Genomic DNA, 12,413 nt, shown 5'->3' on the forward strand with positions numbered 1-12,413 from the left:
CCAACGTCTTTACCGTCGGCAAACTCATTCCTCTTCTGCTGTTTGCTCTGATCGGCCTGTTCTTCATCGAACCGGCAAATTTCAATTTCTCGACGGTACCCGAGTACGCTAGCTTCCCTGCGGCCGTCCTTCTTCTTATCTACGCTTACGTCGGATTCGAGGCCGCCGTCATACCCGCGGGCGAGATCAAAGATCCGGGGAAGAATGTTCCATTCGCATTGCTTACCGCTCTCGGATTCTGCGTCGTTTTGTTTTTCCTTGTCCAGCTAGTTGCGATCGGTACACTGCCTGGGCTGGCGGGATCCAAAACTCCTCTCGCTGACTCCGCGGGACAGTTTATTGGTGTGGCCGGAGCTGGATTCATCGCGATCGGTGCACTGGTCTCGGTGTTAGGAAATCTGAACAGTGGATTTCTTGCGTCATCGAGAATTCCCTTCGCAATGGCGGAGCGAGATGAGTTGCCGAAGGTCCTGGCCAGAACTCACGACAAGTACAAGACGCCATTTGTTTCGATCATCGTCACCGGCGTCGTCATTTTCGCTCTCACGATCTTCACGTCGTTTCTCTCGGCCGTTACAATCGCTACTACGACGAGACTTCTCGTCTACGCGACGACGTGTCTTGCTCTTCCCGTATTCCGACAGAGAAGCGACGTCCCGCCAGCCCGCTTCCGGGCGCCTCTGGGGATCCTCGCCGCAGTCCTTTCGATCGGCCTAATTGTCTGGCTACTCACGAACGTCGACTTCGCAAAAGAAGGGCTCGCTATATTTATTGCCTTGGTGAGTGGGCTGATGATATACCTCGGCTATAGGCTGGCGAACAAATCGAGCAAGGCCACGTCGTCTTGAACTATATGAAACACACAATCTTAATGCTTGCCTTTATACTCGCGGGCACTATCCAGGTTTCTAGCCAGGGTCCGATCGTCCCGATCGTCGAATTAAAATTCCGCGGTTTGCTGGGCGGCGTGCAAAACGGCAAATGGATCGCACCGGTCAGAGTTGCACCAACGACAAAGTCCGAGACGGAATTTGTCCTCGTCGGATGGAATGGTGTTGAGGAGGGCGGCGTTACGTCTGGTAAGAAAGGCGAACAGGAGGATGTCTGTCAGGATTTTACCCGCTTCGAGTTTGAGCTAGAACAGGATCACGGTGTTGCAATTGGGACGGCTGCGAAATGGAATCCTGTACCGCGCGTTCCGAAAGCGATCGGGCTGGATAATGCCGCGTACAAGTCTCTTGTGACAAAGTTTCTCCGAAAGAAAGGAATTGTACGACCAGTAGTTCGAATCAAGGAAGCTTTCCGTGTCGACCTCGAAGGCGACGGAATCGAGGAAGTGATCTTATCCGCGACATACTATAAGAATGGTCTGTCATCGTCCGCCGCAGTCGGCGACTATTCTTTTGTCATCGTTCGAAAGTCAGTTGGAAAAGTAGTGACCGATCACCTTCTGGAAGGCGACTTCGTCCTGAAGAGGGTCACGTTTGGAGCTCCGACAGAGAACCACATCTCAGCGATCGCGGACCTGAACGGCGACGGAACAATGGAGATCGTCCTTTACGGCTTTTATTACGAAGGCGACTTTGCGAGTGCGTTCGAGATGAAAAACGGAAAGCCGGTGAAGATCAAGGAATTTGAGATAGGGTGCGGGGTCTAATCATAGTGCTTAACGGTAAGTGGTAAGTTCGTTGCGATGCGATGACGAACTTACCACTTACCACTTACCACTTACCACTTACCACTTACCACTTATTACTTACAACTTAACTTAACATACACCGTTCATCTCAACATTCCGCGTCCTCAAACTGCTTTTCCAGTCTTTCTAAATTCTGAATCAGATCTTCGAGTTTAGATTCCTCTTTCCGGATATAGATGCGCATCAGAACGAAATAGTATAGAGCGATCCAAAGAAACGTGAAAATAATTACGGATATCGTTACCCATAATTCGGTGAGGAAGGCGATCTCTATAAAGTAAAGAATGTAGCCCGTGGTAAAGAAAATTGAGTAGATCCGGTATTTTCTTGTGTTAAAGATAAATCTGTCGTGTTTATATTTTTTGAGATAGAGTATATATTCCCCGGGCTTTTCAAGAAGGCTGACGTAGGTTATCCGGCGATAATTTTTAATTAATGCAAAAAGATAGTAAAGACAGCAGGCCGTAAAAATAACCATTGCAAGGTGAGTGGTCCACATCCTGAATGGGCTTTCTATCCACACATAAATAAGCATTACAGAAGCCAGGGCCATTCCCACCATTTCAATAAGCAGCCTGCTTGCGAGGCCGGTTCTGGTCTTGCTTATTTTTTTTAATACATCCTCGTGACTGACTTTCGGCAGCGCTACCTGGTTGTGCCAGATATTTTTTAGTGCTTCAAAATCTTTCATTTTTATTAAATAATTGAGTCAGTTTTTGTTTAATCCGGTGAATTTTAACCCTCAGGTTTCCTTCTGATATACCGGAGATTGTTGCTATTTCCGCATAGGGCACTTCATCTAATACCATTGTTATGATAATACGTTCATTTTCTTCAAGCTGTGCAATACATTTATACAGGGAAGCAACCTGTTCATTTTTATCTGATACCTCTTCACCTTTAGTTTCTATAATGTTTTCGGTAAGCTCATCTTTTGGCTGACGTTTTTCTACACGGAGGTATGATAAGCAGGTATTAACAGCAATGCGATAGATCCAGGTAGATATAAGAGCCTGGTTTCGGAACTTGTCAAGATTTTGCCAGACCTTCATAAAAGTTTCCTGCATCAGGTCATTGGCGGTGTCATCGTCGCCTGTATACCCATAACACAAATGGTAGATCTTTTTAGAATTGGCCTGAAAAATTTCTTTGAAAAGCGCCTCTTTGCTCAAACGTTTATTTTTATTTAGATATTGCGGGACTTCTATTGTTACAAATAAAGGCTTTTACTTACCCACCTTGCCTTGTCGTCTGCTGTGTGGATCAAGTTTTCGAATTCACCCTGATAGTCGAACTGTAAGTCTTCATGTAATTTGGGGAGTATTTTACTAATCTTTTCCAGTTGACGAATTAATAGCCCTTGAAGAGGTTTATGGCTGGTTCCAAGATCCGCGTAGAACAGAAAACTATTGCAAAACCAAAGAGACAATTCAATTTCAACTTGTTTGTTGCCTGTGTATTTTACATATCGGTTCATTAATCGAAGAATTTTGCGAAGGCTCTTAGTGCTGTAATAGTAGCTTTTTTGTATTGATTTGAAATCTTCTTCCAAAAAAGCTTTCAACTTTTCGGCGTAGGAAAGCGGATCCTCAGAATCAAAAAGCAAATAATTAAGTAATTCCTTATTTTCTTTTTTATACCTGGCAATGCGGAGGCAAATTTCTGTTAGCTCTTGCACCGTAAGGCCTGCCAGCTCTTTCTTAATATCACTTAGTTTTTCGGGTTTCATGTTTCTGTCAAAACTGTATCGGCATAAAATTCCTTACTACTAAGTGAATTTCCTAAGGAGATTCAAATCAATCTTCGACCATTAGTACGTCCGTAATATCCACTCTAAATTCCGGGTTGGAGAAAATATTTTTTGATTTCCTGTATTCTTTTTCGTTGTAGGGATCAACATCGATCCTTTTGTCACGAGATACAAAAGAGCCAGTGATTTTCACGTGATCGCCCACTTGCAGTGCCAGAAGCCTGTCGCGAAGTGGAGGCTGAGCATCACTTAACCATTTTTTAAATACAATGGACTTATATCTCGCTGTTTCTTCGAGATTAAAACCATTAATGCTAATTCCAAATGCGATCCTGATCTCACTGCCATTGGGGTCTGTTTTTGTATTATCCAGCACCCTCACATCCCAGCCAGTGAACTGTGCTTTCAAAGTATCAACTATATAGGCCTTGACCCTTTTAACAGCAATATCAATCATCACGGGCCTGTTAGGGTCAGTCAGCGCTACACTTGATGCCTGATCTCTCACTTCTTTTACAACTCTGACCAAGGATTTCTGATCCGCTACCCGAACGTCGGTCAGCGGCCCAGTGTTGCAGGAGAATAATATCGCTGAGAAGAAGGCAAAGAGGCAATGACGTGATTTTAAAAGGTGGCGGAAATTACTGTTTGCAGTTTGGTTTTTTTCGAAAGCTTTCATAATACAGGTAAAGTTGGCTTAAAGTTGGTGATTTTGCTGATCATTTCTGCATAAAATAGTGCCCTATATCTTTTGATTCCTCAGTTCACCAATGTAAATCCAATTACTTACTTTTGTCCGTTACGCTAAACCCCAAATATGAAATTTAAAAATGTTGGATTAGTTGCCCTTATAGTTGTTTCTGTAGCCGCTCTCCTCGCTTTCATAGACCACTACAATATTATTCCGGTTAACCATTCAGCCTTAATGTTCTCAAGATGGCTTGCTATTGCTGGATTATTCCTTTATGGGTTTAAAAAGAAATCACTCACTACCTGGATCTTGATTTCCATGGTAGTTGGTGCAGAAATTGGCCACGACTATCCCGAAGCCGGTATTAAGCTCCAGGTATTGAGCAAGGTCTTCCTGAAAATGATCAAGACCATTATCGCACCCCTGCTTTTTGCGACATTGGTTTATGGTATTGCCGGACACTCCGATCTAAAGCAGGTAGGTCGTATGGGCTGGAAATCCATTCTTTATTTTGAGGTTGTAACTACCATAGCTCTATTTATAGGCCTTGCCGCCATTAATATTTCAAAGGCAGGTATGGGAATTACTCTTCCTCCGGGTGCTCAGGAGGAATTGCCTGTAGTGCCGCCACAATCGTTCAATGATGTAATTCTGCATATTTTCCCCGAGAATATCGCCAAATCTATCGCCGAAGGAGCAATTCTTCAAATTGTAGTATTTAGTATCTTGTTTGGGATTGCATTGGCGATGGTTAGAGAAGATAAACGCCAACCGATGCTTAGGGCAACTGAAAGCCTTTCAGAAGTGATGTTTAAGTTCACTAATATCATCATGTACTTTGCGCCAATCGGTGTTGGAGCAGCCATCGCATACACAGTGGGCCATATGGGTCTCGGAATCCTGGTAAATTTATTTCAGCTATTGCTTACTCTGTACGTAGCCCTGTTAGTCTTTTTGTTTGGAGTTTTGCTTCCGATCGGGTTATTTATCGGCTTACCAATCAAGAAATTCCTTCAGGCAATTGCAGAACCCGTGTCTATTGCTTTTGCAACAACAAGCTCAGAAGCTGCGCTTCCACGAGCTATGGAAGCGATGGAAAGAATTGGAGTTCCACGTAAGATCGTTGCATTTGTAATGCCCACAGGTTATAGTTTTAATCTGGACGGGACCACTCTATACCTTTCCTTGGCGTCAATTTTTGTGGCTCAGGCTGCGGGGATTCATTTTACTTTTGGTCAGCAGTTACTCATTGTTTTTACGCTGATGCTTACAAGCAAGGGAGTGGCTGGTGTTCCCAGGGCTTCGCTGGTAATCTTATTGGGTACAGCTTCGTCTTTCGGGATGCCAGTTTGGCCAATTTTTATAATTCTCGGTATCGACGAATTAATGGATATGGCGCGGACTTCTGTGAATGTTATCGGTAATTGTCTTGCGACGGTTGTTATTGCCAAATGGGAAGGAGAATTCCACCCCCCGGTAGAACTAAGTGCACCCAATGAAAACCGAATTCATAAACTGGAAGACGAGATTTAATTTTTAATTTAAAACGGGCTTTTATTTGCCTTGTAACCGAGATGACCGAAAGAGGAAAGAAAATATTTCTTGCTATTTGTATAATTACACCATTTCTGCTTTACTGCGTTTATTACTATTCCATTATGGTAAAAAACGCGCCTTACAGATTTTCCGACTTTGAGTCGATAACTTTTAAATATGGACTGGGCGACAGCCTTAATAATACTTTTAATTCCAAAACTGGTGACTATCAATTCAAAGATAGCCGGGATTCTTTAGTAAAGACAAAGGTTAAATTTCGAAAAGATGATTTGCTTTATCTGCACAGAAAAGCTACTGAACTTGGTTTTTGGAATTTTCCCGAGGAAATTTCCGGGAAAGGCAGTGCTAACCACAGTACAAATTCACCTCATTATTATATAGAGTTTAAGTACGAGGGTAAAACCAAACATGTACTTTTTGATGCTCAGAATAATGAAAACCCAAAGCTTAATGATGCTGCGAAGTCGCTTATCACAGAAATTAGTAATATGATCAATGATGTGAGAGATAGGGAGTGATGTCGGAGGTCGGAGGTCTGAGGTCTGAGGTCTGAGGTCTGAGGTCTGAGGTCTGAGGATGACCGTTCAAGTTACGATTTTTCTCCGACCTCCGATTTCCGACTTCCGACCTCAGAATTCTTTTTATTCACAAAACTAATTCCTATATTTGCACCTCATTTAAAAAAACAATTAATAATGTACGCAATAGTAAATATAGCCGGACAGCAATTTAAAGTTGCTAAAGACCAATATCTTTTTGTACACCGTTTACAGGGAGATGAAGGCGCTAGTATTGAATTTGACAACGTGTTATTAGCTGAGAATGGTGGTAAATTCTCCATTGGTGCAGATGCATTAAAGGGAGCCAAAGTTTCAGCTAAGATCGTGTCTCATTTAAAAGGTGAAAAAGTAATCGTTTTCAAGAAGAAACGCCGTAAGGGTTACAAAAAGAAAAACGGTCATCGTCAACAATTCACGAAAATTGAAATTACAGGTATTACCTTATAAGTTTGATCCGGTAACTTGTACTTGATACCTGATACCTGATACTTGATACAATTAAAAGATTAGTTTAACATCCGGAATTGGCAACAATTCATAAACATAAAATATAATGGCACATAAAAAAGGAGCCGGTAGTTCCAGAAACGGTCGCGAGTCACATAGCAAACGTCTGGGTATTAAGATTTTCGGTGGTCAGGCTGCAATTGCAGGAAATATTATCGTGCGTCAGCGCGGTACTAAACACCATCCTGATAAAAATGTTGGTATCGGTAAAGATCATACGTTATTTGCTTTGATTGATGGTACTGTAATGTTCAAAAAGAAATTTGACGATAAGTCATATGTGTCTATTCTTCCAAGAGAAGCACAAGTTGTTGTGGAAGATGCACCAGTAAAGACTAAAAAGGCAGCTGCTCCAAAACCAGAGGCTACTCCAAAGGCTGAGGCTCCCGTTAAAGAAGCGGCAGCTGAAAAAGAAGAAACTGCTGAACCGAAGGCAGCAGCAAAGAAAGCTGCTCCGGCGAAAAAAGCTCCTGTCAAAAAGGAAGAAGTTGGAGAACCTCTTGCTCCGTCAGAAGAGTTATAATATTAAATAACAAAACCGGAAGCGTCTTGCAGAAAAGCAAGGCGCTTTTTTAATGTTCGCGGACCAGCAGGCTTTCTGCAAAATTCTTTAATAGAATCTTAGTATCGTTTTTTGCAGAGATTTCATCAAGAGCCGCAAGGGCCCTTAGCACAAATTCTTCCATTTGTCTTTCTGCAAGTTTCCTAACTCCGAGACTGTCGTAGATTGACGTTATCGCATTGATTTTTTCAATGGGATCGTGAGTTTTTCCATCAAGCCACCAAGCAAGTTCTGAACTCTGATTTTGAGCTGTTAACTCTTTTGCTTTAATGAGTAAAAAGGTTTTTTTGTTGGCAAGGATATCACCACCAACCTGTTTGCCGAATTTTTCCGGATCGCCATAAACATCCAGAATATCATCCTGTAGCTGAAATGCGAGTCCCAGGTTTTCTCCAAACTCATAAATAAGCCTAGCCTGGTTTTGGTCAGCACCGCCAATAAGTGCACCAATCTGCATGCTTCCAGCCAGCAGTACTGCTGTTTTTTGTTTGATCATATGAAGATATTCTTCAATACTAACATTTCCACGGTTTTCAAAATTCATATCCGCTTGTTGTCCCTGACACACTCCCGATGCAGTCCTGCTGAAAATGTCTAGTACTTCTCTCAGAATTGTATCTTCTACTCTGATTATCATTTTATAAGCTTCCACAAACATTACATCGCCTGATAGAATGGCAGCGCTTTCACTCCATTTTGCATGAACGGTTGGTTTCCCGCGCCGAAGCGGGGCCTTATCCATTATATCATCATGCATCAAGGTGAAATTGTGGAAGAGCTCGATACCAATTGCGGCGTTCAGAGCCTTTGTTACATCCCCTCCAAAAAGTTCAGTAGACACTAAGACAAGAACAGGCCGCATGCGCTTGCCTCCGATATCCATCAGATAGCTTATCGGCTCATATAGTTCGGCAGGTTTTTCGGTATATACTGTATCAGTAATTGCCTTATTTATTATTTTCTGAAGTTCTTGTACAGAGTGCATTCAATTGGGTTAGGGGCGCTAAATTACCAAAACTTCTTTATGAAGCAATCAAGTATCAAGATGCAAGAATTCATCTACGGTGAAATGCTAACTCTTAAAGGCAGCAAGGATTTACAAGTAGGTCAGCCACCATACCCGACGGGTCTTTTTATATTCACCAAACCATTTGCACACAGGATAAAGACTCAGTCCTCAGACATCGGACCTCAGACATCAGTGCACCAATGAAAAATCTATCTGCCGTTTCCCAAGGTCTACTTTCTTAACCATAATCGTCACTTCATCACCAAGCTGGAACTTCTTTTTTCTTCTCTGGCCAATAATGCAATAGTTCTTTTCGTCAAGAACGTAAAAATCATCGTTAAGATCACGCAGACGTACCATTCCTTCACATTTATTTTCAATGATTTCTACATACATTCCCCATTCGGTAAGTCCGGAAATGATCCCGTTAAATTCCTGGCCAATATTACCTTCGAGATACTCGGCCTGTTTATATTTTACTGAGGCACGCTCAGCGTCGGCGGCTTTCTTTTCCATCTGAGATGAGTGCAGCGACATTTTTTCATACTCCTCCTCATTTACTGATTTTCCGCCGGCGAGGTAAAGCTCCAATAAACGATGAACCATCACGTCCGGATACCTCCTGATGGGAGAGGTGAAATGAGTATAAAAATCAAACGCCAATCCATAATGACTATGTTTCTTAGTCGTATAGACTGCTTTTGCCATAGATCGGATAGCTAACTGGGTTAGAACGTTTTGCTCTTTTTTGCCTTCTACATCTGCCATCAGAAAATTCAGTGAGCGCGCAATTTCGCGGCCGGAACTGGTGTCGATCTTGTAGCCAAATTTAAGAGCAAACTGGGAAAAACTGAGAAGAGCGTCCTCTTTCGGTGAATCGTGAGAACGGTAAACAAAGATCAGTTTTTGCTTGCCTTTTCCTTTTTTAGCAATAAATTCCGCAACCCTTTTATTGGCCAGAAGCATGTAATCTTCAATAAGCTTATGAGCATCTTTACGTTCCTTAACATAAACTCCCAGGGGTTTCCCTTTATCGTCGAGGCGAAATTTCACTTCTGTGCTCTCAAAGCTGATAGCTCCATGTTTGAATTTACGATCCCTCAATTTATAGGCTAATTCGTTTAATTTCAGAAGCTCTTCCATGTGTTTTCCTGCTTTATTTTCGAGTACTTCTTGTGCTTGTTCATAACTAAAACGCGTGTCAGAATGGATGATGGTCTTGCCAAACCATTCGCTTATAATGTTTGCTTCATGATCGAGCTCAAAGACTGCTGAGAAGCATAATTTATCCTCATTGGGCCGTAGAGAACATAATCCATTGGACAACCGTTCAGGAAGCATTGGAATAACCCTGTCGACTAAGTATACCGACGTGCCCCTCTCAAACGCCTCTTTGTCCAGCGCTGAGTTAGGAATTACATAATGTGATACATCTGCAATGTGTACACCAACTTCTATATTCCCGTTTTCAAGTTTTTTGTATGATATAGCGTCGTCAAAGTCTTTAGCATCCGCAGGGTCTATAGTAAATGTTAAAATACTTCGAAAGTCCCGACGTTTAGCAATCTCTACTGACGTGATTTCATCGACTATCACGTTTGCTTCTTTCTCTACAGGTGCAGGAAATTCAAGTGGAAAGCCATAGTCAGCGAGAATTGCGTTCATCTCGGCATTATTCTCACCCTTCATTCCAAGCACGTGAGTTATCGTTCCAATTGGATTTTTGGCATCTTCTGGCCAATCAGTGATACGTGCAATTGCCTTTTCATTGTCCTTTCCGCCATTAAGGGAATCCAGGGGTATGAAAATATCATGAAGCATTTTGCGATCATCAGGAACAAAAAATGCAAATCTTTCTGATAATTTAATAACTCCTGTAAAATCCATTTTGGCCCTTTTGAGAATCTCTACAACCTCACCATCTTTTTTCCGCCCTTTGCTTTTTGCATATACATAGGCCTTTACTATATCTCCATGCAAGGCATTTCTCAGTTTCCGGGGTGCAATAAATATATCTTCTTCAAACTCATCTTCGCTAACAATATAAGCTGATCCGTCGGCGGTCATGTCAACCTTTCCAGTTACGAATGTTTTTAGCTCTTTCAGCATGAATTTGCCTCTTTCAGGCTCGGAAAGCAAACCCTTACGGGCTTCATCTTTTAAAACTTGTAATATTTGGTTGCGCGATTCATCATCATGCAGATGTAGTTTTGAAGCAACTTGTTTGTAATTTAACGCCTTATTCCCCGATTTTTCGAATACATCGCTTATAAGCTTCGTTAATACCAGATTAAAGTTATTAGGTTTCTTATTTGACATTTTTCACTATTTTTCACTAAGATAAGGATAAGGTATAATTAAGGATTTAATATCCTTAATTTTCCACTATTATGATCTGTCCGGAAGTCAGCAGTGGAAGGGATTTAAATTTTAATAGGAGCTGAGAGGTAGTTATTACATCTTTCTCACAATAAGTCCTTATGCGTTGGAGGTTTTTTTCTTCCCAATAAACACGATGAACTTCGCTACCGTCAATATCATCCTTCGGAGAGGGAATATCAAATACCGCGGCCAGCAGGTTTAGCGACGTGTAATTTTTGTAGTCGCCAAATTTCCAGAGATCCATCGTATCGACATGATTTACCTCCCAGGGTTTTTTCCCCTGTATATCCAATGGTGATGGTATCGGAATGCCGTTTATAAGCATCCTTCTGCAAAGATAAGGGAAGTCGAATTCCTTTCCATTATGGGCGCAAAGAATATGGCTTTCTGAAAGCTTTTTTAATGTTGTGCTGAACAATCCTAGAATTACTTTTTCCTCATCTCCATAGAATGACTTAACTCGTAACGAGAGTTGGTTTTTTTCGGATGAGAATATACCAGCAGAAATGCAAATTATCTTTCCAAATTCTGCCCAAATACCTCCATTTGAATAAAAATCAGATGCACTTTGCCCATCTTTTCGGTGGAATCTGGTTTTATACTCCCACAAATTTTGATATTGACAAGGAACTTCCTCAAAGGATGAATATTGGGGCACTGTTTCAATATCAAGCACTAAGATTTGATGTAGGTTGACGTTTTCCAGCATATTGGCATTTAATGCTGAAATTACAATTATCTAAATTGTTGTAGATATGAATGGGTAAGGTGTTGAGCAAACGGTCAGCTAAACGTTCACGAAAAAGGGTTCGGCGCTAATATAAAGCTTGCCATACTAGCATTATAAAAGTCAGCATGACACACCATTTTTTGGTCGAAAGTGTGGATAATTTTTTAGACTATAATTTTCAGCTGACGGAAACATTCAAAATTTAAACATACAGACGCAAGATCGTATGCTTTGCAATACAGAGCTATGTGAGGTAAAATATACGCCCGCCTTTTATCCCTCTAACAATGAACTCTGATTCCTGAGCTTCATAATTTGTTTTCCTGCTTTTTTCAACCACATGTCTTTTTTGACTTGCATACCGGAATATATGATTTCAGGCTGTTTCATCCCAAATAAATATTTAACAAGGGTTCCATCAGGGTAGGCGGTGTTCGATACTTTTAATATGACTTCCATTTGAGTAATGTTAATTCTACCCTTACAATATCAAGTACTGTGCCATTGGAAACATAAACAGCGCCAGAAAGTCGGAATTTTATCAACCGATCATCACTCCAGGCTTGTTTAATATAGGAATTCGAATGAGATTTGATTCTACTATACTTTCCGGAACAAAAATAAACTTCTTATCATAAATCTGTCCCTTGATATAATAGCTAAGCCAGTACTCATTGGTTAGCCCAAATACCTGCTCATCTATTATTTCAATCATTGCAAAATCACGAGGTTCGATATTCCCTATGGCGTGACGAAGAATGGAAGTTTTCACCGCTTCACCATTTTTATCACCATAGCCTTTGGAACTTACCAAAACTGTCTCAATGGCCTGCTCTTTAAAGTTCATCACATATACATTCCAATTCTTGGACTCCGGGCTTGAGCTCTCCAACACGACTGCGATGGATACATTTTCCACAATGTTCTCTGGCAGATCTTTCTTCATAAATAAATTCCTACGGATTT

15 protein-coding genes are annotated in these 12,413 nt (G+C 41.5%); 6 read left to right on the top strand and 9 right to left on the bottom strand.

The window, feature by feature from the left end:
- The coding region (locus tag ACLL8Z_RS01050) for an APC family permease (protein ID WP_411272890.1) at positions 1-848 on the top strand (848 nt) is incomplete at its 5' end.
- A 5-nt stretch (positions 849-853) separates the two neighbouring features.
- Entirely contained in the window at positions 854-1,657 is an 804-nt protein-coding gene (locus tag ACLL8Z_RS01055) for a hypothetical protein (protein WP_411272891.1), read from the top strand.
- 130 nt (positions 1,658-1,787) lie between these two features.
- On the opposite strand, the gene ACLL8Z_RS01060 is transcribed toward ACLL8Z_RS01055, so the two are convergent.
- The 4 genes from ACLL8Z_RS01060 to ACLL8Z_RS01075 all read right to left on the bottom strand — a co-directional run bounded on the left by ACLL8Z_RS01060 (position 1,788) and on the right by ACLL8Z_RS01075 (position 4,128).
- A complete protein-coding gene (locus ACLL8Z_RS01060) occupies positions 1,788-2,390 on the bottom strand; it encodes a hypothetical protein (RefSeq protein WP_411272892.1) in 603 nt (200 codons plus the stop codon).
- Positions 2,377-2,871 carry an RNA polymerase sigma factor gene (locus tag ACLL8Z_RS01065; protein ID WP_411272893.1) on the bottom strand — a complete coding sequence of 165 codons (495 nt, stop codon included), beginning with the start codon at positions 2,869-2,871 and terminating at the stop codon, positions 2,377-2,379. The genes ACLL8Z_RS01060 and ACLL8Z_RS01065 overlap by 14 nt, the downstream gene beginning before the upstream one ends.
- A gap of 38 nt (positions 2,872-2,909) precedes the next feature.
- The gene (locus ACLL8Z_RS01070) at positions 2,910-3,428 is read right to left on the bottom strand and encodes a hypothetical protein (protein WP_411272894.1); all 519 of its coding nucleotides are present in this window, start codon (positions 3,426-3,428) and stop codon (positions 2,910-2,912) included.
- A gap of 67 nt (positions 3,429-3,495) precedes the next feature.
- The gene (locus ACLL8Z_RS01075; protein WP_411272895.1) at positions 3,496-4,128 is read right to left on the bottom strand and encodes a hypothetical protein; all 633 of its coding nucleotides are present in this window, start codon (positions 4,126-4,128) and stop codon (positions 3,496-3,498) included.
- Between the two features lie 138 nt (positions 4,129-4,266).
- On the opposite strand from ACLL8Z_RS01075, the gene ACLL8Z_RS01080 reads away from it, so the two are divergent.
- The 4 genes from ACLL8Z_RS01080 (at position 4,267) to rpmA (ending at position 7,287) form a co-directional block, all read left to right on the top strand.
- Positions 4,267-5,673, top strand: a complete 1,407-nt coding sequence (locus tag ACLL8Z_RS01080; RefSeq protein WP_411272896.1) for a dicarboxylate/amino acid:cation symporter — start codon at positions 4,267-4,269, stop codon at positions 5,671-5,673.
- Positions 5,674-5,714: 41 nt separating this feature from the next.
- A complete protein-coding gene (locus ACLL8Z_RS01085; protein ID WP_411272897.1) occupies positions 5,715-6,215 on the top strand; it encodes a hypothetical protein in 501 nt (166 codons plus the stop codon).
- A gap of 177 nt (positions 6,216-6,392) precedes the next feature.
- Positions 6,393-6,704 carry a 50S ribosomal protein L21 gene (rplU, locus tag ACLL8Z_RS01090; protein ID WP_079701537.1) on the top strand — a complete coding sequence of 104 codons (312 nt, stop codon included), beginning with the start codon at positions 6,393-6,395 and terminating at the stop codon, positions 6,702-6,704.
- 106 nt (positions 6,705-6,810) lie between these two features.
- Complete coding sequence (gene rpmA, locus ACLL8Z_RS01095; protein ID WP_411272898.1) at positions 6,811-7,287, top strand: 50S ribosomal protein L27; 477 nt, start codon at positions 6,811-6,813, stop codon at positions 7,285-7,287.
- A 49-nt stretch (positions 7,288-7,336) separates the two neighbouring features.
- On the opposite strand, the gene ACLL8Z_RS01100 is transcribed toward rpmA, so the two are convergent.
- From ACLL8Z_RS01100 to ACLL8Z_RS01120, 5 genes are all read right to left on the bottom strand, one after another.
- A complete protein-coding gene (locus tag ACLL8Z_RS01100) occupies positions 7,337-8,311 on the bottom strand; it encodes a polyprenyl synthetase family protein (protein WP_411272899.1) in 975 nt (324 codons plus the stop codon).
- Positions 8,312-8,524: 213 nt separating this feature from the next.
- Positions 8,525-10,654 carry a ribonuclease R gene (gene rnr / locus ACLL8Z_RS01105; RefSeq protein WP_411272900.1) on the bottom strand — a complete coding sequence of 710 codons (2,130 nt, stop codon included), beginning with the start codon at positions 10,652-10,654 and terminating at the stop codon, positions 8,525-8,527.
- 55 nt (positions 10,655-10,709) lie between these two features.
- Positions 10,710-11,426, bottom strand: a complete 717-nt coding sequence (locus ACLL8Z_RS01110; RefSeq protein ID WP_411272901.1) for a 3'-5' exonuclease — start codon at positions 11,424-11,426, stop codon at positions 10,710-10,712.
- Between the two features lie 294 nt (positions 11,427-11,720).
- A complete protein-coding gene (locus ACLL8Z_RS01115) occupies positions 11,721-11,906 on the bottom strand; it encodes a hypothetical protein (RefSeq protein WP_411272902.1) in 186 nt (61 codons plus the stop codon).
- A gap of 82 nt (positions 11,907-11,988) precedes the next feature.
- The gene (locus ACLL8Z_RS01120; protein ID WP_411272903.1) at positions 11,989-12,393 is read right to left on the bottom strand and encodes a hypothetical protein; all 405 of its coding nucleotides are present in this window, start codon (positions 12,391-12,393) and stop codon (positions 11,989-11,991) included.
- Positions 12,394-12,413 lie beyond the last annotated feature (20 nt).

The sequence above is a fragment of the Daejeonella sp. genome (genome assembly GCF_046590655.1).
Taxonomy (GTDB): domain Bacteria; phylum Bacteroidota; class Bacteroidia; order Sphingobacteriales; family Sphingobacteriaceae; genus Daejeonella.

Excerpts from the sequence above, each read along its gene's own strand:
- ACLL8Z_RS01055 (WP_411272891.1), top strand. The coding sequence starts at position 854 with ATGAAACACACAATCTTAATGCTTGCCTTTATACTCGCGGGCACTATC.
- ACLL8Z_RS01060 (WP_411272892.1), bottom strand. The coding sequence starts at position 2,390 with ATGAAAGATTTTGAAGCACTAAAAAATATCTGGCACAACCAGGTAGCG.
- ACLL8Z_RS01070 (WP_411272894.1), bottom strand. The coding sequence starts at position 3,428 with ATGAAACCCGAAAAACTAAGTGATATTAAGAAAGAGCTGGCAGGCCTT.
- ACLL8Z_RS01075 (WP_411272895.1), bottom strand. The coding sequence starts at position 4,128 with ATGAAAGCTTTCGAAAAAAACCAAACTGCAAACAGTAATTTCCGCCAC.
- ACLL8Z_RS01080 (WP_411272896.1), top strand. The coding sequence starts at position 4,267 with ATGAAATTTAAAAATGTTGGATTAGTTGCCCTTATAGTTGTTTCTGTA.
- ACLL8Z_RS01085 (WP_411272897.1), top strand. The coding sequence starts at position 5,715 with ATGACCGAAAGAGGAAAGAAAATATTTCTTGCTATTTGTATAATTACA.
- rplU (WP_079701537.1), top strand. The coding sequence starts at position 6,393 with ATGTACGCAATAGTAAATATAGCCGGACAGCAATTTAAAGTTGCTAAA.
- rpmA (WP_411272898.1), top strand. The coding sequence starts at position 6,811 with ATGGCACATAAAAAAGGAGCCGGTAGTTCCAGAAACGGTCGCGAGTCA.
- ACLL8Z_RS01100 (WP_411272899.1), bottom strand. The coding sequence starts at position 8,311 with ATGCACTCTGTACAAGAACTTCAGAAAATAATAAATAAGGCAATTACT.
- rnr (WP_411272900.1), bottom strand. The coding sequence starts at position 10,654 with ATGTCAAATAAGAAACCTAATAACTTTAATCTGGTATTAACGAAGCTT.
- ACLL8Z_RS01110 (WP_411272901.1), bottom strand. The coding sequence starts at position 11,426 with ATGCTGGAAAACGTCAACCTACATCAAATCTTAGTGCTTGATATTGAA.
- ACLL8Z_RS01115 (WP_411272902.1), bottom strand. The coding sequence starts at position 11,906 with ATGGAAGTCATATTAAAAGTATCGAACACCGCCTACCCTGATGGAACC.
- ACLL8Z_RS01120 (WP_411272903.1), bottom strand. The coding sequence starts at position 12,393 with ATGAAGAAAGATCTGCCAGAGAACATTGTGGAAAATGTATCCATCGCA.